The organism is Aquimarina brevivitae, from assembly GCF_004216895.1.
In the GTDB taxonomy this organism is placed as follows: domain Bacteria; phylum Bacteroidota; class Bacteroidia; order Flavobacteriales; family Flavobacteriaceae; genus Aquimarina; species Aquimarina brevivitae.
The window spans coordinates 94,472-118,213 of the sequence record NZ_SGXE01000007.1 but is presented as its reverse complement, the minus strand read 5'-3'; the positions used below and the strand labels follow the sequence as shown (position 1 = coordinate 118,213).

Genomic DNA, 23,742 nt, shown 5'->3' with positions numbered 1-23,742 from the left:
TGATGAGTGAAGCAGCGATGGTACATAATTTTGCTTTGAAATGGCGGTTTTTAAAATGGCTTGAAGCTGTTAGTTACCCCATAGCTTTACCCATCCTACTGTATGTTTTGGCTGTTCCGCCAATCATTATTTCTTTGATATTAATAGGCTCTCTTTTAATCACTCTATGGATTATTAAACCCTGGCAATATAATGATCAAAAATCGGTACACTACATAAATACTAAAGTTGAAGCTATTCATTATAGTGCTGATTTATTACTGGTAAAGGATTCAGAATTATCAGATCTTGCAAGAATTCAAAAATCGAAAACGGTCAAAATTGTACGGCAACGGATCACAACTATTTTTCCGTATAAAACGATATGGAAGCTTTTTGGAGTTTTAGTTTTTACATCGCTGATCGTGGCACTGTTAGTGGCTTCTGGAATACAACTAAGGACTACGAATACAACTCAACAAACAGAAGAAAACCGTATAACTTTACAACCTACAGATACGCTGTCCAAAGAAATTCGTGCTCCTAAAATTATAGAACAATCCTTGCGCATTGTTTACCCTAACTACACCAACAAAAAGGCGACATTATCGTCAACTATGAACTGCAAGGTTTTAGAAGGGTCTAAACTTAGCTGGAGGCTACAATTTGATCAGTCTATTGATTCTGTATTTATAGAACGACTAGATAGGCGTCGAAAATTTCAGTTGCAAAATGAAAGTTATACCTATGGTACTTCGATAGATAAATCTGGGTTTTATAGTTTTAAATTCTATAGATTAGGTTTAGAATATGTGTCGGATCTTTTTGCTATTGAAGTTTATCAGGATAATCCGCCCGTGGTAACGCTTAAGAATCTAGAGGAGTATACACAATTTGACTATACAGATACCAAAATTATTGAGTTACAAGCTGAACTTAAAGACGATTACGGAATCGAGGATGCCTATATTATCGCCACGGTGAGCAAGGGATCTGGTGAATCCGTTAAATTTAGAGAAGAGAAACTTCGGTTTTCAACTCCTGTCTCTAAATATGCAAAACAACTCGATCTCAATAAAAGAATTGAATTAGAAGCCCTAAAAATGACACCTGGGGATGAATTGTATTTTTATGTGGAAGCCGTGGATACTAAAAAACCAACACCCAATTATACGCGTAGTGAAACCTATTTTGCTGTGATTAGAGATACGGTTAGGGATCAATTTGCGGTTCAGGGCACGATGGGGGTTGACCTGATGCCCGAGTATTTTAGAAGTCAACGCCAGATTATTATTGATACCGAAAAATTAATAGCATCTAAAGCTAAGCTTACCACCAAAGAGTTCAAATCAAAAAGCAACGAATTAGGATACGATCAAAAGGTACTTCGTTTAAAATACGGAGAGTTTATGGGAGATGAGGCCGAATACGGTCCGGGAGTGGAAATCACAGAGTCTGAAACGCCTGATGCCTCAGAAAAAAGTAAGGAAGATCCGCTAGCTGCTTATACCCACGACCACGATCACGAGGAAGGACACGCCCATCACGAAGAAAACCATAGCGATGAAACCGAAAATTCAGCGGATGATCCTTTGTCCGAATATTTGCATAACCATGATGATCCTGAGGAATCGACATTGTTTACCCAATCCTTAAAGAGTAAACTACGACAAGCGCTTAATGAAATGTGGGATGCTGAACTATATTTAAGACTATATCAGCCACAAAAGTCATTACCCTATCAATACCGTGCGCTAAAATTGATAAAAGAAATTAAAAATAGTGCTAGGATCTATGTTCACCGTATTGGTTTTGATCCACCACCGATTAAAGAGGAAAAGCGACTTACAGGAGAGCTAGAGGATATCAAAACAAAACGAGAACAACAAAATTTGACGAAGGATGAAAAATACGTGTACATCAAAAAATTGATCAATCTATTACAACAAAAAGATACTAAAGAAGAGGTAAAATTTGATTTTAATGTAGTAGAAAAAGCAGCTGATGAATTGGCGGAAGAAGCTATCCGTAATCCCGGTAAATATTTGAGTACGCTTCAACGCTTAAAAAATAGTTTGGATACAAAATCATTTAAAACTGTAGCGATCGATAAAATTCATAAAGATCTCTTGCAGGTAATACCGCAGGCTGAACCAGCCATAGATCAGCAAAATGTATATTATAAAACCATCGATGAATTACTATTAAAAGAACTTGATTTTGATGAATAGTAGCTATTCTTTTGCTAACGGAGATTGGTTGTGGTCTGTGCTAATAGCAGGTTTGCTATTAGGGATACTTTTCGTGTATAAGGAATATAAAACTGCAAACAAAAAGTATTGGATACTTAATAGTATAATAGGTATGGTAGTAATACTTGTATTAAGTATTGCCGCGCTTCAACCTCAAAAAACGAGCTCACCTAAAAATAACAAAAAAGTAATTGTACTAACCTCAAATTATAATGAACAAGTCCTAGATAGCCTTAAAAAAAGACATAGAAAAGCGAAAATTATACAATATGATCCCGAGGAAGAAAGCAGTTTGCAATCGCTCAGTTCAGATACAGTTTTTCTATTAGGCGACGGAATTGCAACACACGATTTTTGGAAATTACAAAAGCATGCTGTGGTTTTTTTACCGGGTAAGCCTTTAAAAGGTATTATAAAACTGAAGTATGATAATAAGGTAGCTTTAGGAAAAAGACTAAAGTTCAAAGGACTTTATCTTCAGCCAAAGCTGCAATCAAAATTGGTATTGAAAGATCAAACCGGGATAGCGTTGGATTCTGTGGTGTTCTCAGAAACCAAGGATACCTTAATTGAGCTCAGCGCCAAACCAAAAGTGGTAGGTAACTATTTATTTACGATAGAAGAAAAAGATAGTATAGGGAATTTAATAAACACTGATGTTTTACCCCTTAGGGTGGAAGAACCTAATGCACTCAAAATCTTGATTCTTAATAGTGCCCCTTCCTTTGAAACACGTTACTTAAAAAATTATTTGGCGGCAGAGGGACATCAGGTTTTACTTAGAACTAAAATTACAAAGGCTAAATTTAAGTATGAATTCCTTAATACTCCCAAAGTCCCTGTAGCGTATCAAGATCCTACTTTTTTAGAGGATATAGACCTTGTTATTGCTGATTATCGAGCCTTTTTAAATTTAGGTCAAACTGCTCAAGAGTTGATTAAAACTCAAATAACGCAAAACGGATTAGGCCTATTCATACAACCTGATGATTATATGGTGAATAGTAGTGATAATTTTGGCGGATTTAAGTGGGTAAACCACAGTACATCTAAAGCAGAGCTTGCTATCACTACTCAAAAGGTTGAAGTCGAAAAGTTTAAAAAAGTTTTTGCTAATACAAATACTATTTACCCCATAATAACCACTATCAACAATGAACCAGTTGTTGCCTTTAAGGCCTGGCAAAAAGGTAGGGTGGGTACCTCTCTAATAGCTTCAAGTTATACGCTGCAATTGGTTGGTAAAGATGATGCTTATCAAGAGTTATGGTCTTCCATATTGAGCACTTTAGCCAAAAGAAAACAAAGTGCTGCGGATTTTGAAACCAGCAAAATACTTGCATACCCGGATGAACCTTTTGAATTTACGGTCTATGCCAAAAACAATCAAGAACTACGGAGTGATAAGGGATATTATATTCCTTTACGAAACGACCTGGTCATTGAAGAAAAATGGAAGGGTGTTCTTTATCCTAAGGAACCAGGCTGGCAGCAGTTATACTTTACGAAAGATACACTAGCCACCTTTAGTTTTTATGTATCAGATACACACTACTGGCAAACACTTGATCATTATCAGACACGCCAGGCAAATAGTAGGTACTTTAATCAAGCTACAGCCCAAACAAAGCAAACCAACCAAAAGCGACCTGTCAATCTGCTATGGCTATTCGGCATAGCGATGATAGGGTTGGGTTACCTTTGGTTAGCGCCTAAACTGAACTCTTAATACATTCTAATAAGTTAAAACTAGTGATGTCCCTCGTTGCCAAAAGGTTTGATAATGATTCCTAAACTTAGGATAAAACCTTCAGCAGGAGCATAAATTTCAGTAAAGGTAGGATTATCTCTTGGAGGAAGTACTAAAGGCGTAAAGCGGGTTTGTCTACGATCCGTAAAGTTTTCAAAATTCATATATATACTTCCCCAATCAAAATTTCTAACCCCTAATAATCCCATCAATACATAATCTGTAGTTTCATTTCCGTTGGAAAGTACCTGCTCGCCTATATAATAGGTTTCAAATCCAAATCTCCATTTTTCGGATTCATACATAACAACACTACCGGCATTATGTCTTGCGGTTAGCGGTTTTTGAGGATTCCCGGGCAAATAGGTCAGTCGCGTATCTATAAGGGCATAGTTTAAAAACCATCTAAAGTCTTTATAACTAAACTTGATATTCGTTTCTGCTCCTTTACTTACAATGTTGTCGATAGCATTTTCAAATTGTAATTGATCGTCACCAACACTATTTAAAAGCAATGCATTTTTGATAGCCGTTACATAAAATAATTGATTGAAGCTGAGACCAATGGTTTCAAAAAGCATGGTTTGATAATTGAAATCGAGATTGCCGCCAAAAGATTGCTCTGCTTCCAATATATTTTTATCAATCGGCAGCACATTTCTGTAAAAAATGGATTCTGCGGCTTCTGTAAATAAGGTAGGTATTTTATATCCTAATCCTCCTCCAATTCTACTCGAAAATCCTTTGTCGTTTTTAAAAAGTAGTGATAGTCTAGGTAGGGCAAATAATCCCCAGTCCTCTGCATAATCTGTTCTCAAACCTGCTTCTAAAATCCACTGTTCGGATAAATCAGCAATTGAATTGACAAAGGCTCCATAGGTAATATCTTGTTGATCTCTTTCAATAGACGTTGACTCTTCGTTAAAAGAGGTGGTGTATACGTTTGCTCCTAGTACCCAGTCTGTGTTTCTACCATTGCTGTTATAATTGACTTCGCTGAAAGAATTCCATTGGGTGCCGATAAAGTTTAAGTCAGGTAGCTCCAGCGCTCTATCAAAATAGGAAACGCTATTTTTAATAGTTACCGATTTCAACGAATCAATTTTTGTAGTAAAGGCTAATTGAGAGCTAACTCTTTTAGATGTGTTTTTTTCTGTATATAAATCAGCACTCGAATCCGCTATAGCAGTCATATCACCCCCCGTTCTTTGATCATAGGTTCCGTTGAGGCCTATCCAAAACGTGGTTTTTTCTGAGGGATAGTAAAAAAGCTTCGGATTAAAACTCACCGAAGTGGTTTCGGGTAAGTTGCTAAAATTATCATCATCCGGATCATAGGCTTTTTGATAATTTCCAGATCCGTAAAGTGTCCAACCAAATTTGTTGTTTCGTTCACTATAAAAAACATTTGCAGTACTTCCGAGTGCCTGGGTTTGGGTAAACATTAGATCTAATTCAGGATCTTCTTCTGGGGTTTTGGACACCAGATTGACAAGTCCGGCAATGGCTCCACCGCCATAAAGTGTAGAGGAGCTTCCTTTGATGATTTCAAATTGCTTGATATCTAAAGGAGGTATTTGCATAATACTTAAGCCACTAGAGAATCCTCCATATAGCGGAAAACCATCTCTCAGTAATTGGGTATATCTACCATCCAGTCCCTGTATACGAATATTAGAATTGCCGCTACTCAACGAGGTTTGTTGCATTTGAATACCCGTACTTTCCCTAAGTACCATAGAGATATTGGTGGAATTCATCATATTCTTCTCCATCAATTCTTCGCCACCAATAAATTCAATTCTTGTTGGAATTTTCTTGATAGTTCGTGTACTTCGGTTGGTTTGTATAACAATAGTTTCTAAAGCATCTGTATCCTGTTTTAAGGAAATAACTACTTCTTGATTTCCTTTGACTTGGATAATTTTTTCTACTGTTTGATATCCAAGAAATGATATGACAAAGGTATATTCTTTGGTTGCTAATTGGTCAAATGTTACCCACCCATCCATAGTTGTCATACCTCCTTGATTGGTATTTTCAATAACTACAGAAGCTCCAGGTAAAGGAGATTGGGTAGTCTCCGCAACTACCTTAATTTTAAGTTGATTTTGTTGCGCATTAGCTAGGGTGATACAAGAAATTATAAGCCAAAAGCTTACTATATTAATTTTCATTGTTATTTGTTTTTACCATGGATTACAATATCACCTGTGCAAAGCAACCAGATAAGCGACACGCATTGGAAAGTAATACAAGGTATTAAAAGTTCCATAGGGCAAATATAACGGTATTACCTAAAAAAAAGAGTACTACAAGGCTAAGAGATTGTATACGATGGAAAGTGAATGCACATTATAAGTATGGATCATATAATATAGTAAAAAAGCTAACCAGAGATCCCTATTTTCCATTGCTGCTATTGTCTAGCCTTAGTGGATTAAAGTTATCGTCAGTTAGCTTTATGAAATTGCTTCTATGATGTAGCTAGGTTGCTTGTTTTACTGCACTACCATTTTAATGGTGTCCGAAAACTGTTCTCCCTGTACATTAACAAAAAACGTTCCCTTTTTATTAAAACGAAATTCGGTTAATTGAGGATCGGTAATTGAAATATTTTCAACTAATTGCCCTAAGGTATTTACGATATGTAATGATATGGGAAAAGCTGTATTTTGTGGCACCCTTAGCATAAAACGCTCAGAACCCGGATTTGGATATAATAAAATCTTTTCTTGTTGTAAGCTCAGTTCATCAACAGATAAGGTGGGGTCATTAACAAAAACTCTACTTTCTCCGCTAGCAAAGGTGTAGTCCTGTAATCGGTCCCATATATAACTTACAATAGTATTGTAGTTGTTTTTTACCAAATCTGGAATCCGAATAGGCGCAGCTAAGTTTTCATCAGGAAATTGAAAGTCGGCTGGTGGTTGCTCTCCATATAATACGGAATAATGTATAAGTGCGGTTAAAAAATACACTACCGGATAACCGTGTGGGGCAGCATCTTCGTACAAAGTGGCAGCAGGAATATCCGCTAGGATACCGGTGTCCGAAAATAAATCTGCCAATATAGGTCCTACAGGTATTAATTTAACGTTAGAATCTGGTCTAGCTGCAAGAACTTCGTCCTGCAGATCAATCCACCAATTATGAAAATCCCCTCGAGTATAATCATAAAATGCTCCAAATTCAGTGGCTTCTTCTTCATCTGAAGTAGGAGGAAAGGTGCCGTAAAATTCGGGCCAGTTTTCGTAAATGTAAAAATCAATAGTAGGTTCTTCTTGTCGTGCAAAATCTAAGATTCTTACTACTGCCTCAACAGAGCTTAGGGCGTTAGGGTCTTCATTACAGTTATTGATATATTGTTGGTCGCAAAACGCATTGTCTGAAGGTGCAGAGGAGGGTTGTATAAAATTGGCTAAAGTCACAATGACATTATCGTAATCGATACTACCAAAATCAGTATTGGATTCATCTGTTCTGGCCCTTTGGGCATCGATAAAACTCCAATGATAAATAGGTGGCAATTGTTGAAAAGGTAAAAAGTTAAATTGCCCATCAACAGCGTAATCATTTCCCGCTTGTTCTGCTAATAAATGTAACCAATCAGGGATATTACTGCGATTTTGAGTAGTCTGATCAGCGCTGTGATTGACTAAGCTATGTCCAAATATATAGGATCGGTTACTAAGTTGAGCAAAGCTGGTATTAGTTACCACGAAGAGAAAACAGCCAATGAAAAAGGAAGGTGTAATTTTATAAGTCATAATGTTCTATTATCAATATTTGTATTGCGGATTACATTTATATGACGAAGTACTTTAGGATATCCCTACCCCCATATTCCAATATTTTATGTTAAACCTTTTAGGCATCAACGAGTCTAATACTAGCTAGTCTTAATCAAAATGGATGATGAATAATTTTAGTTTCTTTATTTTCAGTAATTTATGGGGCTTATTTTCAAAAGTTATTATACCGTTAATGTTTTAATAAAAAACATTTGTTTGTTGAGTATTAATGTATATTCGTTAAACAAAAATTTACACAAATGAAAACACAATGGGTTAGTTTTGGCATTGGTATCTTAGTATTTTTTACCGCTTGGAGTGTCAAAGCTCAGGATTTTCAAGGAAAGGCATATTACTATTCAAAATCAACTATGGAGCTAGGTCGCTGGGGTGCCAGGTTGAGTGAAGCTCAAAAAAAGCAAGTGATGGCTCGCCTCAAAAATCGATTAGAGAAAACCTATATCTTAACTTTTAATAAAGAGGAATCGGTCTATAAAGAAGATGAAAAATTAGATGTTGATGCTTTGTCAGGAGCCACTGATTCTTGGGGTAAAAATTTTTCGCCTGGAGAACAGTATAAAAACATAAAATCAAAGACGCTAGTCCAAAACCAAGAGTTTTATGGCAAGGTGTTTTTGGTACAAGATGCACTCATTCCGATTCAATGGACGATGGGGGCAGAAACTAAACAAATAGGAGGATATACTTGTTATAAAGCAACTGCTACTATTCCTTCAGAGCAGTTGTCCTGGTATGAATTTAGTTGGAGTGAGTTAAGAGCAGCTACAAACGAAGAAGCACCAGATGAGGTCCCTGTGACCGAGATTACAGCTTGGTACACTTTGCAGATTCCGGTAAGTAATGGTCCATCCGAGTATTATGGTCTTCCAGGTTTAATTTTGGAAGTAAATGTCGGTAATACCACTATGCTATGCTTTAAGGTTGTGATGAATCCGGATGAAAAAATTGAAATCGAAGCTCCAAAACGTGGAAAAGAGGTAACTAAAGAAGAATACAAGGAGATTATCACTGCAAAAATGCAGGAAATGCGAGAAAATCGAGGAAGACGAAGACCAGGTAGGTAATCCAAATAGTTGAATAAAAAACAAATGCACTACGCTAATTAATGAGAATACTTACCATTTTGATACTATTGATTTCCAATAGTATTTTCGCACAAATCAAAGTACAAGGGGTCGTCAAAGACAGTTTAAACAATCCATTAGAATTAGCCAATGTGGTGGCTATTAATCAAGAAACGAATATTCTTGAAGCCTATTCCGCAACGGATCAAAATGGAAAATATGTTTTAAACCTGAAAAAAAATACCACCTTTAAGCTTACCGCAAATTATGTGGGGATGCAACCCTATGAAGAAGTCATTTCGGTTAAAGAAAGCGATATTACTAAAAACATCACCTTAGAATTAGAAAATACCTTAGACGCTGTAGAATTGACCTATGAAATGCCTGTAACGGTTAAAGGGGATACTTTAATTTACAACGCTGACTCTTTTAATACCGGTACGGAACGTAAGTTAGAAGATGTGCTTGAAAATTTACCTGGAGTAGAAATCAATGAAAACGGACAAGTCGAGGTCGAAGGTAAAGTGGTGAATAAATTAATGGTTAATGGAAAGGATTTTTTTGATGGAGATACCAAGGTAGCCACCAAAAATATTCCTTCAAATGCAGTAGACAAAGTCCAGGTGCTTCGTAATTATGCTGAGGTTGGCCAATTGCGCAGTGTCACTAATAATCAAGATAATGTGGCACTCAATATTAAACTAAAAGAAGGCAAAGAAAACTTTTGGTTTGGTAATGTCACCGTAGGAGGAGGAGCCTCTCCAAATGAAAACTTATACCTGGCCCAACCCAAACTGTTTTACTACAGTCCTAAATATACCATCAATTTTATAGGAGATTTTAATAACACAGGAGAAATTGCACTTTCTCGTAGAGATATACGAAATTTTGGCGGTGGCTTTAGAGCCCCTAGTAGAAGTAGTGGTACCACTATCAATTTAGGAGACAATAGCCTAAACTTTATTACCAACCAAAACAATGCAGTAGAAATTGAAAATCAATTGGGAGCAGCGAATTTTAGTTATTCTCCGACTAAGGCTTTAGATCTAAGTGGTTTTGCTATTTTTAATGTCAATCGTCTAACATCTCGGCAGACTAATTTTGTGGAATATACGGATGCGGATCTTGGCATACCTGATGAAGCAACAGAACAACGCACGCAAGAACGATCAGATCAGGGATTATTAAAATTAAGTGCATCCTATAAACCCAATGTGAATAATCAAATCGATTATGATATTTTGGGTCGTGTTTCAAAGGATATTCAAAACCAAAATTTTACTTCTTCAGTAATCGGAAATTCTTTGGAGGCCGAGGACGCAACCCCTTTTAGTATTAATCAAAGTTTAAATTATTATTATACCCTTGATGAGGATAATATTTTTGCCTTAGAAGTACAACATTTGTTGAAAGATGAAGACCCATTTTACAATGCTGTTTTGGCGAATGATCCAACCAATAACAATGAAACAGATCCTAATGATAAAGATCCCTATGATACCACTGCAGAAGCCTTAGGCTTAGATCAAAGTTTGAACAACTACAATTTAGGTCAGGATCGTCGTATCAAATCGAATCAATTGGATGCTAAATTGGATTATTTTTATATTATCAATGCCAAAAGTAATTTGAATCTTACATTTGGTACTATTTTGAGTCAGCAACGCTTTGATTCAAGACTCTTTCAATTTTTAGACGCTAATAATCAATTTGACCCGACACCAATAATTAATGATGGTTTGGCAGTCAATGATACCGAATACAATTTTAGCGACTTGTATGCTGGTATACATTACCGGTTTAAAGCCGGAATATTTATCATAACCCCCGGAGCTTCCATACACGCATATGGAAATAAAAACATGCAGTTTGGGCAGGAATTTAAAGACAATTTTTTTCGAGTATTACCTGATTTTGAAACCCGTATTCAGTTTAAGAAAAATGAAAGCCTAACGTTTAGATATGATATGCGCAATCAATTTACGGATGTAACTCGCTTGGCTCAGGGATTGGTCATCAATAACTTTAATAATATACAGTTCGGGGAACCTGAGTTGCAAAATGCACTATCGCATAACGTAAGTCTTTTTTATTCTAGTTTTAACCTGTTCAATTATACCAATGTATTTGCAAGAGTAGCTTACGTCAAAAACATAGATCAAATACGAGGGCTTACCAATTTTGAAAATGTAATACGGACCAGTACTTTTTTTAACTCCGCTTTTGCGGACGAAAGTGTGTCCGCTTTCGGTAGGGTACAACGTACATTTGGTAAAATCAGAGCGACATTGAACACCAATTTATCCTATACCAAGATAAACCAGTTCATACAAGGGCGAAGATCAGTAAACGAAGGTTTTACACAAAGTTATACTCCAGGGTTACGTACTAATTTTAAGACCGCTCCTAATATAAGCGTTCGATATAATTATGCCATCGCTAATAACAATCAGGGATCCAACGAGACCACCTTTTATACTCACGCACCCTCCATTGATTTTGACGCCTATATTTTTAAATCCTTCACCTTTATTACGGATTATACCTATACAGAACAGAGAAGAGAAGGAGGGGAGGCCGATTCTTTTCAAACTTGGAATGCTTCGTTGTCCTACAAAAAAGATCGTGATGCTAAATGGGAGTACGAAATCAAAGCCACTAACATTTTAGACATCGATGCTAGAGTCAATAACAGTGCTACCAATCTTTTTGTGTCCTTAACACAAACTTTTATTCAGCCGCGATTTCTCACCTTTAGATTACGGTATAATTTGTAAGTTAACACTTACTTAATTAAGTATTTTTGTAATCAAAAAAGTTTTATATGGATTGTTGTTGTATTTTAACGATGATTTTTTGTTTCTTTGTTTGTTATTAAACCAAATCTACAATGTAATTTTATAAATATGGTAAAAAATTATTCTCTAGTATTAGTGTTATTAACTTTTTTGTCAGGTCTTACGCTGAGTTATAGTCAGATAACAGGCCCTGAGACAATAAATTTTGATACTGCTGATAATACAAATCTGGGTCCAGTAGCTATTGATGGTGAAGGAGGCTCTACAGATATTACCGGCGTTCAAATCGATATCATTGCGATCAATGCTTCAGGCATAGCAACAAACGCTGATTTATTTTACAATACCTCGGGTATCCCTGGATTCGAGGAAGGTCTATCGATAACAACCGACCCGATTTCAACCGCTTGGCGTGGAGTATCAATTACATCAAATGATGGAACAGAATTTGATTTTCAGGGCTTTGATGCCGCTGAGTTTTCTTTTGGTGCAGATTTAAATGTGAATGTAGAAGGTTTCAAAGATGGAGCTTCTACAGGATCTGTGACGCTAACATTACTCGCAGGAAATGTCAATGCATATTCTCCATCTGATTTTCCTAATAGTGTTTTTGGCGATGTGGATGAAGTGCGAATTATTACGGATACAGATTACTTCGGGACCTTTGATACCTTTCAATTTGATATTGTTTCAGGGGGAGGAGGGAACAGTGCACCGGTTGTAACAGCACCTTCACCACCTTCAGTATTAGAAGATGTTAACACCACACTAGCAGATAACATACAAGTATCAGACGTTGATCCGGGAGATACACAAACCGTAACCATTCTTGTAACCGGTGGGGCAGTCACCTTGGGAACAACAGGTATAACTTTTGGAGGTGGCGGTAACGGGAGTTCTAATTTTACTGCACAGGGATCGTTGACCGATATCAATTTTGCTTTGGATGCGGCAATATTTTCTCCAATTTCAGATTTTAATGGAAACAATGCCGGGTCAATAGCGATTACTTCTAATGACGGGACAGTGGATTCTAACACTGCAACAGTGATGTTTGATATCATTGCAGTTAACGATGCTCCTTCTTTTACAATAGGAGCTGATCAGTTCGTAGATGAAAATGCTGGAGCACAAACAGTAAATGGTTGGGCCACTGCGATTAGTGCAGGACCTTCTAATGAGAATTCTCAAACGTTAACATTCAATGTGAGTAATGATAATAATGCGATTTTTAGTGTACAACCAGCAGTTGATGCTTCAGGAATTTTGACCTATACACCTTCTGCTGACGGAGTAGCTACAGTTACTTTGAATTTATCAGACAATGGCGGGACTGCTAATGGAGGAATAGATACTTCTGCCAATCAAACCTTTACAATTACAGTAAATGCGGTTAATACACCTGCTACAATAGGAGGAGTAACTAGTGGAGCAGTAACTGAAGATACAGGAGCTGTTATTAATGAAGCATTAACTATATCAGACCCAGATACTGGTGAGGATAATTTTAATACGACACCTGTAATAAACGCTTTATATGGAACTTTTATTATAGATGCTACAGGAAATTGGTCTTACGATTTAGATGATACTAACTCAACAGTTAATGCTTTATCAGAAGGAGCACCGCTACAAGATGTAATAACCGTAGCCTCTACTGATGGCACTCAACAACAGATTACAATAAATATAACTGGAGCAAATGATGCAGCCCTAATTGCAGGAGTGACTAGTGGAGCAACAACTGAAGATTCAGGAGCTGTTATTAATGATGCATTAACCATAACAGATCCAGATACTGGTGAGGATAATTTTAATACAACACCTGTTATAAATGCGGTGTATGGAACTTTTAGCATCGATGCTTCAGGAAATTGGTCTTACGATTTAGATGATACCAACTCAACGGTTAATGCGCTACCATTAGGAGCATCTCTTCAAGATGTAATAACCGTGGCATCTACAGATGATACCCAACAGCAGATTACAATAAATATAACTGGAGCAAATGATGCAGCCGTAATAGGAGGAGTGTCTAGTGGAACAGTAACTGAAGATTCAGGAGCTGTTATTAATGAGGCATTAACCATAACAGATCCAGATACTGGTGAGGATAATTTTAGTACAACACCTGTTGTAAACGCGACATATGGAACTTTTAGCATTGATCCATTAGGCAATTGGAGCTATGACTTAGATGATACTAATGCTTCAGTAGATGCTCTTAATGATGGTGATACCTTGGAAGATGTAATTACTATAGAAAGTGATGATGGTACTCAACGACAGATAACAGTCAATATTAATGGTACTACCGACGGCAATACACCACCAACAATACTGCCAGAATTAGGTCTTACCATCGTTGAAGAATCATTAAGCGTTGGAGATGTAGTAGGGATATTTTCTGCAAATGACCCAGATGCTTCAGATACAATTACATTTAGCATCACTACAGGAAATGAAGATAGCTATTTTACTATCGATAATAATGGTAATGTAACCTTAACATCAACAGGTGTTTCAGCAATAAATTCAGATGTAGGAGTTGACCTTTTAAGTTTAGTCATAGGTGCTATTGCATTTGACGGTACCGATTCTTCATCAGAAGCTCAGGTAACAGTAACGATTAATCGTGTAAGTGATAATCCACCTTCCATTGATACTGCAGCAGGGTCTGCGATAACAGAAGAAGCTATAAGTGTGGGTGAAATAGTAGCTACGTTTATGGCTTCAGATTTAGATGATCAGGATTTATTAAGTTATGATATTTCTTCTGGCAATGCGGATGGCTATTTTGTTATCGATGATAACGGAAATGTAACATTAACATCTGCAGGTGTTGCTGCTATTAATTCAGATGTGGGTGTTGATCTTACAAGTCTAAATGTTGGAGTTACTGCTTCAGACGGGCCCAATTCTTCTACGCAAGCTCAGGTAACAATCACTATAAATCGTATTAACGACAATCCAAATGTGTTTAATGGGGATATTGTTGGTGAGGTTGTAGAAAATTCTACAACACCAATTACAGGACAGCTTTCGATCTCTGATTTAGATGATCAGGATAACCCAACCATCAATACTACTCCTGTAAGTGGTGCGAGTTACGGGACATTTTCTATAAATGCATCAGGTAGTTGGAGTTATACTTTGGATAATTCAAATACTACAGTAAATGAATTAGATCCAGGTGAAAGCCTACAGGATGTAATTACAATAGTAAGTGGCGATGGTACAGAACAACAAATAACGATAACTATAACGGGGGCTTCTGATTGTCCACCGGGTGTAGAATATGATCCTGATGATTTAGATGGTGATGGATTTGTTTGTGATGCTTTTCCTTTTGATGCTAGTGAGTGGGAGGATACAGATGGTGATGGTATCGGTGATAATAGTGATAATTGTCCTTCTACAGCAAACGCGGATCAGGCTGATGCCGATGGAGACGGTATAGGAGATCTTTGCGACAATTGTAGAGATACTGCAAACAGAGATCAGGCAGATGAGAACAATGATGGGGTAGGAGACGCTTGTGAGCAGGTTGAAATTACTGTACCAACCGCATATACTCCTAATGGAGATGGAGTTAATGATGCTTGGATTATTCCTGGAATTAATAATGTTGCTAATAATAAGGTTACCATTTTTAACAGATATGGAACCGTAGTTTTTGAGCAAGAGAACTACGATAATACCTGGTCTGGTACTGGAAGTGGTGGAGCTAATCTTCCTGATGGCGCATATTATTACGTTATAGAGATTCCAAATAAGAACGCTAGAAAAGGTTACCTAATGATTTTAAGATAATAAAGATTATGATTAAGAATATAAAATTAATATGTATAGCGGTATTCCTGTTAAGTACTGTTTACGTTAAAGCACAACAAGATCCTGACTTTTCATTATACAACTATAATATGAACCTTTTAAACCCTGCTTATGCAGGTACAGAAGAAGGAAAAGGGGTTACTTTAGCTTACAGACGTCAATGGTTAGGTCTCCCTGATGCTCCAAGATATATTAGTGCATCGTATTCACAAGGGATAGGAGAAAAGATTGGTTTAGGCATTAGCATATTTAACAACGAGTTTGCAATTACTAATCGGACGGTTATTACCTCAGATTTTTCATATAAATTGAAGATTAGTGGTGCTACAAATCTTTTTTTAGGATTGAAAGCGGGTGTTAATATTTTAAATATTAATTACTCACAACTTCAAACTACCGATCCGGATCCTGTATCTTTTGAAAATATAAATGAGGTTACTTTGGTCGGAGGGGTAGGAGCTTATTTGGTTAACCCTAAATATTATATTTCCATTTCAACGCCACAATTCTTAAAAGAAAATATTGAAAATAGTACGGAGCCCGACGGAATTAATTTTTACGTTGGAGCAGGATACCATTTCACATTAAGTGATAATTTTATTTTGAGTCCAAGAGCTTTTGCTCGTTTACTTGAGGATTTTGAGAATACTTTTGATATTGGTGCTTCGCTTGATATGTATGATCGATTCACTTTTGGTGTAAATCATAGATTTGATCGTATGGTGACCACCTATGGTTTGGTTAAGATTTTTGAACCAATGACAATTGGATTATCTTATGATTTTATAACTTCAGAATTTACTAGAGCGGATACGGATGGCTCCTTAGACTTTATATTGAAGTATAATTTATAAGAAAAAAAACAGACTTAAACTAAATACCCCTCAAGATATTGAGGGGTGTTTTGTTTGTATATAATTCAAATTTATTTCCCGATACAAAAATTCGCAAAGATATTCCCTAGCAAGTCATCAGTAGTGATCTCGCCAGTGATTTCTCCCAGATGAAACAGCGCCTGCCGAATATCAATGGCCATAAGATCTCCAGATAATTCCTGGTCCAAACCGTATTGTACTTTTTGGATTTCTTCAAGAGCCTTCAGTAAGGCATCATAATGTCTGGAGTTAGTTACGATGGTTTCATCATTGCGCAAGGCTCCGGTATTGACAAATTCTAAAAATTTATTTTGAAGTTCTTCGACACCTAATCCAGTTTTTGCGGATAGTAAATGGATATTCGGAACTTGCTCAGTGATGATAGCAATGGCTTCAGGGTCAAGTTTGTCCACTTTATTCGCTACCACGATCAAGGGTTTTTGAGGGTATTTATTTTTTACCTTTTCGATCTCTATCTTCAATTTTGCCAATGTAGCTTCAGTTTGTACAGCACTGTCGATAAGGTATACGACTACCTGAGCTTGTTCTATTTTTTCAAATGTTTTTTTGATCCCAATACTTTCTACTACATCTTCAGTGTCGCGTATTCCCGCGGTGTCTATAAATCGAAAATTAACCCCGCCAATACTAATTTCATCTTCTACCGTATCTCTTGTTGTACCTGCAATTTCAGAAACAATAGCGCGCTCTTCATTGAGGAGTAGGTTGAGTAGGGTGGACTTACCGACATTAGGTTCTCCAACAATAGCGACAGGAATTCCATTTTTAATCACATTGCCGACGGCAAAAGAATCAATAAGTCGCTTCAACACGTGGGTGATGCGATCCACCAGTTCCCTGAATTGTTTTCGGTCGGCGAATTCTACATCTTCTTCTGCAAAATCGAGTTCTAATTCAATAAGGGATGCAAAATTGAGGAGCTCATCGCGTAGTTTTTTGATTTCATTAGAAAAGCCACCTCGCATTTGTTGCATCGCTACTTGATGCGACGCTTGCGAGTCCGAAGCAATAAGATCGGCTACCGCTTCGGCCTGAGACAAATCGAGTTTACCATTTAAAAAGGCACGTAAAGTAAATTCGCCAGGATCAGCCGCTCTACAGCCTTTACGAAGTAAAAGTTGAATAATTTCTTGTTGTATATAGGTAGAACCGTGGCACGATATTTCTACGGTGGGTTCACCCGTATACGAGTTAGTATTTTTAAATAGTGATACCAAAACTTCATCCAATACCCGTTCTTCATCCACGATATGACCTAAGTGAATGGTATGCGTCTTTTGCTGTTCCAATTTTTTACCACTTATGGATCTAAAAAGAGGGCTACAGATAGCCATAGCTTCAGTTCCGGAGACCCGTATTACGGCAATGGCTCCTGATCCTGGAGGAGTGGCTAAAGCCACTATAGTATCTTGTGAAATCATAAAAACTATAAAAGGCAAAAATACATATTAAAGAAATCATCTAAAATGTTATACACTAAAGTTTTTGTGATTACCAGTAACTTACTTATATTTAAGATCTAATAAAACAAAAACCGCAGCGCAACCTACGACAAAAAACGCTGCAAAAGTAAACTTTCCTTACTATAGGAATAAGAATATTGGAAATGACATTTGGAATATAACCATCCTGTTGCAAGGATGTGATAGTGAACAACCAAAAACTAAATAAATGTCAAACCATTAACTATTTATCTTATTCTTATGAATACCAATTACACAAACTCAACTCGTATTCTTAGAACAACAATGACGCTTCAGCGAAAACTATTGGTTTTAGTAGTTTTGTTGAGCATACCACTGTTGACTAAGGGGCAAACTAATGAATTAAAACGACACTACGTTCCTTTTGATGTACAGCTAAAAGCAACGGCAACAGCCAAAAGTACCAATCAAGTCGTTACCGAAACGATTTCGCAACAGGGAGCAACCTGGTTGCGATTGTTTTTTAAAGATGTAAACTTAGGAAAAGAAAGTACCTTAACCATTACATCCACTCTTGACGGAGCTTCACAGACGCTTACCGCAGAAAGCATAAAAACCTGGAAAAATACCAGTGCATATTTTAATGGAGATCAAATTACAATTACATTGACGGTAGCTGCAGGAGAAACCAATATACGGGCTTCAATTAAAGAATTGGGCGTAGGGGATCCCGATCCTACCAGTAAATCACAATGTGGGTCGGTAGATAATCGCGTGGATTCTGCTGATGATGCTATCGGTAGAATCGTACCTGTAGGTTGTACAGGTTGGATCATTTCTACAGGCAAATATGTTACGGCAGGGCATTGTGTAGGGAGTAGAGCTCAGGTATTAGAATTTAATGTCCCAAAATCAAACCCGGACCGATCCATTATACATCCTGGTCCCGAAGATCAATATCCTATAGATAGTTACGTATCTCCTTATCCGAGTATTCCTTCACAAGCTAATGACTGGGCAGTCTTTGAGGCCGGTCCGAACTCACAGACTGGGTTAACCGCCTTTCAAGCACAAGGCAAGGCATTCGAAGTAACCCAAGATGATCCAGGTAGTGATATTACGATTACAGGTTATGGTGTGGACTCTGGTATCGATAATCAAACGCAACAAACACATACAGGTCCCACCGCTTCTTATACGGACACCTTTGTGCGTTATGTAACCGATACTGAAGGAGGAAACTCGGGGAGTCCGATTATTGATACGGCTACAGGTAAGGCAGTTGGTGTGCACGCTTATGGGGGATGTTCGACCAACGGATCTGGAAGCAATTCTGGTGAACGTGCCACGATTTCCGATTTTTGGATCGCAATGGGATATGGTACACCGCCACCACCGCCAACAGAAGACTGTGTGGGTAATGTTTCTTCCTTCCCGTTAAGCGAAAGCTTTGAAAACACCCTCGGCGCGTGGACGCAGTCGACTATCGATGATATCAACTGGACCATAGATGCTAACGGTACACCATCGAGTAATACAGGGCCTTCTTCCGCTGCAGCGGGGAACTATTATGTATATGTAGAAGCTTCTGGTAATGGATCTGGCTATCCGGATAAATCGGCCATATTGAATTCACCATGTTTAGATTTTAGTGGTGTCACTGAACCTTCAGTAAGCTTTAAATATCACATGTATGGTAGTGCGATCAATGAATTGGTGGTAGAGGCTAGAACCAATAATACGGGTGACTGGGCTACTGTTTTTAGCAGATCAGGAGATCAAGGTAATAGCTGGAATGCTGCCGCGATTCCACTTACGTCCTATGCAGGAGTATCCAGCGTGCAGTTGCGTTTTAGAGTCACTACCGGTAGCGGATCAGGAGGTTGGCAAAGTGATATTGCGATAGATGAGGTGACCATTTCGGATGGAGATAATACTCCGCCACCACCCCCAGTATGTGATAGTCTTGATTTTAATGATTTTTCTATCAATTCGTTTGCTAATCAGGATGCCGCTGGTAATTATAGTATAGGTAGTGGGGGTGCAGCAATTTCTATGGCTAATAATACATGGAAGTTTATACCGTTGAATTATACGGTTACACCAAATACGGTTATTGAATTTGATTTTAGCAGCACATCGCAAGGAGAAATCCACGGAATCGCTTTTGAAAATGATAATTCCTTGAGCTCCTCAAGAGTGTTTAAGGTGCACGGTACCCAAAGTTATGGTATTCGTAATTATGATGATTATGCCGGAGGAACGAAAAAATATACAATAGCGGTTGGTAATTTCTACACCGGTACTATGGATCGCTTGGTATTTATCAATGATAATGATAGCGGTTCTGGTAATACCTCTACGTTCTCTAATGTTAAGATATACGAAGGTACTTGTGGAGCCTTATTATCTGCAGAAAATGCTATTGCGGATCTCGAAAGCAAAACGCCTATTATGGGTACCGAAGATGAATTTAGTGCGATTCAGGTAAAAATTGCCCCAAACCCCACCAGAGGTGCCTTTACCATACAAGTATCCAATTATAATAAGGATATTCAAGGTACGATTTATAATGTGTTGGGTAAACGAGTCAGAGTATTGTCTTTGCAAAAAGGTAATAATGCAGTCTCCTCTTCAGCTTTTGGATTGAATCCGGGAATATATCTTATTAAATTTACAGGACCTGATGTAGAATTAGGAACGCAAAAACTAATCGTCAACTAACCAACTTACCAAACAACCAACCTATAGAACTTAAATTAGTAGTTATTTTATTGAAAAGCATTCTGTTTACTCAGAATGCTTTTTTTTATGCTAAGGTTTGGTAGGCTGGAATTATTGAGAATTGGATAACTTTATTTAATTATTAGTATCTTTTCAAACATAAAAACCAAATCTATGAAACAAATAACCTTAGTATTCTTTTTCCTTACGTTCATATCTCAAGCTCAAAAAGAAGATGCGAAAATACTGCAAGAAACCGTTCAAAAATTGAATGATTTAACCACTGTTGAGTATAAATCTATTGTTGATTTTTATCCCAGTATGAAAGAAGGAGACGGGCATTATGAGGCTACCTGCTATTTTGATTTTACTAGTGATGATCAACTGGTAGGTGCAAAATATGTGGCATATGCAGATGAGTGGCAACATGTATATAATGGTAAAAGTATTTTTAGGATTATTGAAAAAGATAAGAGGGTAATATATGAGAATAAACCTAGGTTACATCATTTAGGTGGCTCTATTTATATAGGCGGATCTTTATTAGAAACTAAAATAATGCTTCCAAAAATCCTTAATGATGAAACCATACAAAGGACGCCAAGAAAGGATACGCTTATTGATCAACAAGCAGCTTATAAGTTTGAATTTAGGTTGCCAAATCAGTATATAGCGTATTTTAAGTTAGAGCCTGCAACTATTCATAAGGACTATGTATGTACCTATGAACTTTTTATTAATAAAAAAACCATGCTTCCAGTTATGGTGAGAACCTCTAATTCTGAAGGTAATCAGGTGATTGTTTCTAGAATTGAAGACATAAAATTTGATACCAAGCAAGCTGAAGAAATATGGACAATGGATCGCTTAGAGGGTGACTATTTTATGATCTCTGAGCGCGAATTTTATGGGCAACAGGAATCTACTATGAGAGGTTGGGTTAATAAAACTGCTCCAGGCTTTAATCTGCCTAATTTAGAGGGTTCGTTTACCAACCTAGGGTTATTAGAAGATAAAGTAATTCTGTTGGAGTTTTGGTTCCGTGGTTGCGGTCCCTGTATGAAGGCTTATCCTGAAATCGAAAAAATTAGAGATACCTATGCAGATCAAGGGTTAGGCGTTTATGGTATTGAATTTATTACGCCACATAAAGACAAACAGAAACTAAAGGATTACGTAGAAAAATATAATATGACCATCCCCACAATCTATAGGGGTCAAGGAGTGGCAAAAACTTGGGGAGTAGTTGGCGCCCCTACTTTTTTTGTATTAGATAGTGATAAGAAAATTGTATATGCCAAAACAGGATTTCGTCAGGAGGAATTGATAAGTACTATTGAAGCGGAATTAAACAAATAATTGATTAGAAACTGAATCTAACCCTGTAACAAATTTGAAGTTTTCGCGTCTCATAAGTATATATGCTAATATTATTAGCACAAACTATCATCAATCAAAAAAAATAGAAACATGAGACAAGACAGATCATTATTAGTGGTTACTCATTTAACACAGTTATTAGATGTGGTAACAGGTTTTGGTGGATTTATAGTGCCGTTGATTTTATGGTTAACCCAAAGAGATAAGGTTTTAGCGATGGACGGGCATGGTAAATCGATTATGAATTTTCAGATTAGCATGTTCATTTATGCGATCATTTGTATTCCGTTAATGCTTCTTTTCGGATTAGGTATTTTAGGTTTAATCGCTATAGGAGTAATGTGTATCGTTTTTCCAATAGTAAATGCTGTAAAAGCCAATCAAGGAGAGCAACCGTATTATCCCTTATCGCTTTCCATAATTAAATAAAGAGTATACCAATTCCATATAAAAAAGGCTATTACGTGATGCGTAATAGCCTTTTTACCTATTTAAAAAGAAGAATTACAGCAAGTGTAATTAATCGTTATCTTCTCCAAAAGCACTTAACCCATGTTCGTGGATATCTAATCCTTCTACTTCCTCTTTCTCAGAAACTCGAAGTCCAATGGTTTTCTTTAAAATAAATAATACTATAAAACTAGCCAATACTGCCCATCCAATCATAGAAACCGAACCTAAAGCTTGAACTCCAAGTTGTTTAAATCCTCCTCCATAGAGCAAACCCCCAGCAAAATCATCTCCAGGGATGGCAAATACTCCTACCAATACAGTGCCTAAAAATCCACAAACTCCGTGTACAGATATGGCTCCTACAGGATCGTCAATCTTTAATTTTTTATCTATAAATTCTATGGATAACACAACTACTAAACCAGAGATGACTCCGATCGCAGCAGCACCAACAGCATTAACATTACCACATCCAGCAGTGATTCCAACTAGTCCAGCTAAACATCCGTTAAGGGTCATGGAAATATCTGGTTTCTTATATTTCGCCCAAGTGAAAAACAAGGCAGTAATAGCACCTAAGGCTGCCGCTAAGTTGGTGTTGATGATTACACTACCAACAGCTACAGAATCACTTCCGCCAAAGGCCAATTGTGAACCGCCATTAAAGCCAAACCATCCTAGCCATAATATAAAAACACCAATAGCACCTAATACTAAATTATGCCCAGGGATTACATTGACCTGACCATTTTTATATTTACCAAGTCGTGGACCAATTAAAGCAGCGGCTACAAGTCCGGCGAATCCACCAACTGCGTGCACAATGGTAGAACCAGCAAAATCGATAAAACCAAGATTATTTAACCAGGCTTTATCATCAAACGGCCATAGCCAGCTTCCTGAAATAGGGTAGATAATTGTGGTTAGTACTGCCGAAAAGATCAGGTAGGTAGAAAATTTGGTACGACCGGCTACCGCTCCAGATACAATGGTTGCTGCAGTGGCGCAAAAAACAGTTTGGAAAAATAAGTTATGCCAATCATCTTGACTAAAAAAGGCTAGATCAAAAGGATCTCTCATAAAACCGCCCAATATAGTGTCACCCCCGTACATTATCGAATAGCCGATTACCCAAAACATTAAAGAACCAATACTAAGGTCCATAAAATTTTTCATTACAATATTTCCGGCGTTCTTAGATCGGGTAAAACCCGTTTCAACCAGCGTAAAGCCCGCTTGCATAAAAAATACAAGAATCGCAGCAACCAGAATCCATAGAATGCCGAGATCTGCATTGATTCCTTCAACAGCCGCGTCTACTGCTTTTTTAATTTCTTCTTGTTGTTGTATGTTGCTCATAAAAAAGTGTTTTA

General features: G+C 37.3%; 13 protein-coding genes. 9 read left to right on the top strand and 4 right to left on the bottom strand.

All coding sequences use genetic code 11. The features are described from left to right. Positions 1–2 precede the first annotated feature (2 nt). Positions 3–2,210, top strand: a complete 2,208-nt coding sequence (locus EV197_RS16425) for a tryptophan-rich sensory protein (protein WP_130287897.1) — start codon at positions 3–5, stop codon at positions 2,208–2,210. Beyond that, a complete protein-coding gene (locus EV197_RS16420) occupies positions 2,203–3,960 on the top strand; it encodes a hypothetical protein (RefSeq protein ID WP_130287896.1) in 1,758 nt (585 codons plus the stop codon). The genes EV197_RS16425 and EV197_RS16420 overlap by 8 nt, the downstream gene beginning before the upstream one ends. 20 nt (positions 3,961–3,980) lie before the next feature. Here EV197_RS16420 and EV197_RS16415 read toward each other — a convergent pair whose 3' ends face one another. Continuing rightward, entirely contained in the window at positions 3,981–6,158 is a 2,178-nt protein-coding gene (locus EV197_RS16415) for a TonB-dependent receptor (RefSeq protein ID WP_130287895.1), read from the bottom strand. Between the two features lie 324 nt (positions 6,159–6,482). Continuing rightward, the gene (locus EV197_RS16410) at positions 6,483–7,751 is read right to left on the bottom strand and encodes a T9SS type A sorting domain-containing protein (RefSeq protein ID WP_130287894.1); all 1,269 of its coding nucleotides are present in this window, start codon (positions 7,749–7,751) and stop codon (positions 6,483–6,485) included. A gap of 284 nt (positions 7,752–8,035) precedes the next feature. Here EV197_RS16410 and EV197_RS16405 point away from each other — a divergent pair, with 284 nt between their 5' ends. From EV197_RS16405 to EV197_RS16390, 4 genes are all read left to right on the top strand, one after another. Further along, on the top strand, positions 8,036–8,860 hold the full coding sequence (locus tag EV197_RS16405) for a GLPGLI family protein (protein ID WP_130287893.1): 825 nt from the start codon (positions 8,036–8,038) through the stop codon (positions 8,858–8,860). 41 nt (positions 8,861–8,901) lie between these two features. Beyond that, entirely contained in the window at positions 8,902–11,637 is a 2,736-nt protein-coding gene (locus EV197_RS16400; protein WP_130287892.1) for a carboxypeptidase regulatory-like domain-containing protein, read from the top strand. Positions 11,638–11,766: 129 nt separating this feature from the next. Further along, complete coding sequence (locus tag EV197_RS16395; protein WP_130287891.1) at positions 11,767–15,471, top strand: VCBS domain-containing protein; 3,705 nt, start codon at positions 11,767–11,769, stop codon at positions 15,469–15,471. A gap of 8 nt (positions 15,472–15,479) precedes the next feature. Next, positions 15,480–16,346, top strand: coding sequence for a PorP/SprF family type IX secretion system membrane protein (locus EV197_RS16390; protein ID WP_130287890.1), 867 nt, complete (start codon positions 15,480–15,482; stop codon positions 16,344–16,346). A 71-nt stretch (positions 16,347–16,417) separates the two neighbouring features. Here EV197_RS16390 and mnmE read toward each other — a convergent pair whose 3' ends face one another. Next, a complete protein-coding gene (mnmE, locus tag EV197_RS16385) occupies positions 16,418–17,809 on the bottom strand; it encodes a tRNA uridine-5-carboxymethylaminomethyl(34) synthesis GTPase MnmE (RefSeq protein WP_130287889.1) in 1,392 nt (463 codons plus the stop codon). Positions 17,810–18,091: 282 nt separating this feature from the next. Here mnmE and EV197_RS16380 point away from each other — a divergent pair, with 282 nt between their 5' ends. From EV197_RS16380 to EV197_RS16370, 3 genes are all read left to right on the top strand, one after another. Then, entirely contained in the window at positions 18,092–20,536 is a 2,445-nt protein-coding gene (locus tag EV197_RS16380; protein WP_130287888.1) for a trypsin-like peptidase domain-containing protein, read from the top strand. A 174-nt stretch (positions 20,537–20,710) separates the two neighbouring features. Further along, the gene (locus tag EV197_RS16375; RefSeq protein ID WP_130287887.1) at positions 20,711–21,895 is read left to right on the top strand and encodes a TlpA family protein disulfide reductase; all 1,185 of its coding nucleotides are present in this window, start codon (positions 20,711–20,713) and stop codon (positions 21,893–21,895) included. A gap of 111 nt (positions 21,896–22,006) precedes the next feature. Then, positions 22,007–22,345: a DUF4870 domain-containing protein gene (locus EV197_RS16370; protein WP_130287886.1), complete on the top strand. Its 339-nt coding sequence runs from the start codon at positions 22,007–22,009 to the stop codon at positions 22,343–22,345. A gap of 90 nt (positions 22,346–22,435) precedes the next feature. Here EV197_RS16370 and EV197_RS16365 read toward each other — a convergent pair whose 3' ends face one another. Beyond that, a complete protein-coding gene (locus EV197_RS16365; RefSeq protein ID WP_130287885.1) occupies positions 22,436–23,728 on the bottom strand; it encodes an ammonium transporter in 1,293 nt (430 codons plus the stop codon). Positions 23,729–23,742: the final 14 nt, after the last annotated feature.